The organism is Streptomyces sp. NPDC020742 (genome assembly GCF_040641675.1).
Taxonomy (GTDB): Bacteria; Actinomycetota; Actinomycetes; order Streptomycetales; family Streptomycetaceae; genus Streptomyces.
Genome location: NZ_JBFAEA010000057.1, coordinates 1 through 2641 on the forward strand (window position 1 = coordinate 1; position 2641 = coordinate 2641).

2 protein-coding genes are annotated in these 2641 nt (G+C 71.3%); one reads left to right on the forward strand and one right to left on the reverse strand.

Annotation, left to right across the window (positions count from 1 at the left end):
- Positions 1 to 444: 444 nt before the first annotated feature.
- Entirely contained in the window at positions 445 to 1455 is a 1011-nt protein-coding gene (trpS, locus tag AB0G84_RS36160) for a tryptophan--tRNA ligase (protein WP_361330957.1), read from the forward strand.
- A gap of 54 nt (positions 1456 to 1509) precedes the next feature.
- Here trpS and proC read toward each other — a convergent pair whose 3' ends face one another.
- The gene (proC, locus tag AB0G84_RS36165) at positions 1510 to 2319 is read right to left on the reverse strand and encodes a pyrroline-5-carboxylate reductase (protein ID WP_361330954.1); all 810 of its coding nucleotides are present in this window, start codon (positions 2317 to 2319) and stop codon (positions 1510 to 1512) included.
- Between the last annotated feature and the right edge of the window lie 322 nt (positions 2320 to 2641).

The following is a 2641-nucleotide window of genomic DNA, read 5'->3' on the forward strand; positions in this document are numbered from 1 at the left end:
TTTGCTCTGCCGCGCCTTTCGGCGTGATCACTACGTTAGCGGAATTCCTCGTTGGCACATAATCGCGCCGTGGTCCGAATTTCGGCATGCCGAAATAGGTCCCGGTGAGGGGCCGTGCAGTAGTGGGTGTGCCGCGAAGCGGCGGACGGCTGCCCGGGGCCGGCTGGCTCCGTGGCAACTCGGAGGACACTACATGAGGGGGCGGGGTTGTTCAAACCCGTGCCAGGGCGGGGATCTGGGGGTACTTTGAGGGCATGACGACGCATGCGCTCGTACAGCAGTGGTGGCCCGCCTGACGGCGGCCGCCCAGCAGCGCATGCATGACCACGGCCGCCGCTTCGGCGGCCGTTCGCGTATCTGCATCCGTGGTCCGGCCGGTGAGGTCGGCGGTCTCGACGCGCACTCAGCGGGAGTGCGGGACTTCGGGAGAGACGGATGGGCGAGATGGCGGTCGCGACGGCGCGTACGCAGATCTTCAGCGGTGTGAAGCCGACGGGGCATCTGACGCTGGGGAACTACCTCGGGGCGATGCGTCGCTGGGTCGAGGAGGACCAGCACCGGGCGGAGGCGCTGTTCTGTGTGGTGGACCTGCACGCGCTGACCGTGGAGCACGATCCGGCGCGGGTGCGGCGGCTCACCCGGCAGGCGGCGACGCTGCTGCTGGCGGCCGGGCTGGATCCGGAGGTGTGCACCGTCTTTGTGCAGAGCCGGGTCGATGAGCATCTGCGGCTCTCGTATCTGATGGAGTGCACCGCCTCTGACGGCGAGATGCGGCGCATGATCCAGTACAAGGAGAAGGCCGCGAGAGAGCAGGCGCGGGGCGGGAGCGTACGGCTGTCGCTGCTGACGTATCCGGCGCTGATGGCGGCGGACATCCTGGCGTACGGGGCCCATGAGGTGCCGGTCGGGGAGGACCAGGCGCAGCACCTGGAGCTGGCGCGGGACCTGGCGGTGCGGTTCAACCAGCGGTACGGGGCGACGTTCGTGGTGCCCAGGGCCACGCTCCCAGCGGTGGCGGAGCGGGTGATGGATCTACAGGAGCCGACGTCGAAGATGGGGAAGTCGCACGTCAGGACGGCGGGCATCGTGTATCTGCTGGACGAGCCGGAGGCCGTGCGGAAGAAGGTGATGCGGGCCGTCACGGACGACGGGGCCGGGGTGGTCTACGACCGGGCGGAGCGGCCGGGGGTGGCCAATCTGCTGGATGTGCTGGCCGCCTGCACGGGTGGGGATCCGGAGCTGCTGGCCCAGAAGTACGACGGGTACGGGCCGCTCAAGAAGGACGTGGCGGAGGCCGTGGTGGAGCTGCTGCGGCCGGTGCGCAGCCGGCATGCGGAGCTGGCGGCGGACCCGGAGTACGTCGACGAGGTGCTCCGGCGCGGGGCGGAGCGGGCGCGGGGCATGGCCCGGCCGCGGGTGGACGCGGCGTACCGGGCGATGGGGCTGCTGGCGTGACGGTGGCCGGCGGGGTGGCCGTGCTGGACGGCTGCCCCGCCGGCGCCGTACGGGTCAGCCGTTGCCGGTGGCCAGTTCGCGGCTGCGGTCGCGGGCGGCTTCCAGGGCCGCGATCAGGGCGGCGCGGACGCCGTGGTTCTCCAGCTCACGGATGGCGTTGATGGTGGTGCCGGCCGGGGAGGTGACGTTCTCGCGGAGCTTGACGGGGTGTTCGCCGCTGTCGCGGAGCATCACTGCGGCGCCGATGGCCGCCTGGACGATGAGGTCGTGGGCCTTGTCGCGGGGCAGGCCGAGGAGGATGCCGGCGTCGGTCATGGCCTCGACGAGGAAGTAGAAGTACGCCGGGCCGGAGCCGGAGAGCGCGGTGCAGGCGTCCTGCTGGGTCTCGGGGACGCGGAGCGTCTTGCCGACCGTGGAGAAGATCTCCTCGGCGAGGGACAGGTGGGCGGCGGTGGCGTGGCTGCCGGCGGAGATGACGGACATCGCCTCGTCGACGAGGGCCGGGGTGTTCGTCATGACCCGTACGACGGGGGTGCCGGCGGCCAGGCGCTCCTCGAAGTACGCGGTGGGGATGCCGGCGGCGCCGCTGATGACCAGGCGGTCGGCGGGGACGTGCGGGGCGAGTTCCTCCAGGAGGGTGCCCATGTCCTGGGGCTTGACGGTGAGGATCAGGGCGTCGGCGGACCGGGCGGCCTCGGCGTTGCTGACGGCCTCGACGCCGTAGCGGGCGTGGAGCTGTGCGGCACGTTCCTGACGGCGGGCGGTGACCAGGAGGTCCGAGGGGGCCCAGCCGCCCCGGATCATTCCGCTGAGGAGGGCTTCGCCGATCTTTCCGGTGCCGAGGACTGCGACCTTCTGGGTCATGCGGGTTTTCGCCTTTCCGCTGCGCTTAGCTGTTCCGCCCACATTGTCGGGTGTCCCACCGTGGCCTGGGCGGCCGGCCGTCTTCCCACGTTGTCGGCTTTGCCGCCGTGGTGGTTGTTCGCCGGGGAGCCGGCGGCCCGGTTGTTGCCGGCTTTGCCGCCGTGGCCTGGCGGCTGGGTGCCTTCCGACGTTGTCGGCCCTCTCGCCGTGCCTGCTGCTCGCCGTTTCGCCTGCGGCGGGCGGGGCCGCTGCGCGGGGCTGTCGGCTGCGGTGGCGGTCCTGCGGGGGTGGGTGTCCAGACTGCTTCGCTTTACGTCTGGAC

What these genes read in the sequence shown, in the direction of transcription:
- trpS (WP_361330957.1), top strand. Translation starts at nt 445, where the DNA reads ATGGCGGTCGCGACGGCGCGTACGCAGATCTTCAGCGGTGTGAAGCCG.
- proC (WP_361330954.1), bottom strand. Translation starts at nt 2,319, where the DNA reads ATGACCCAGAAGGTCGCAGTCCTCGGCACCGGAAAGATCGGCGAAGCC.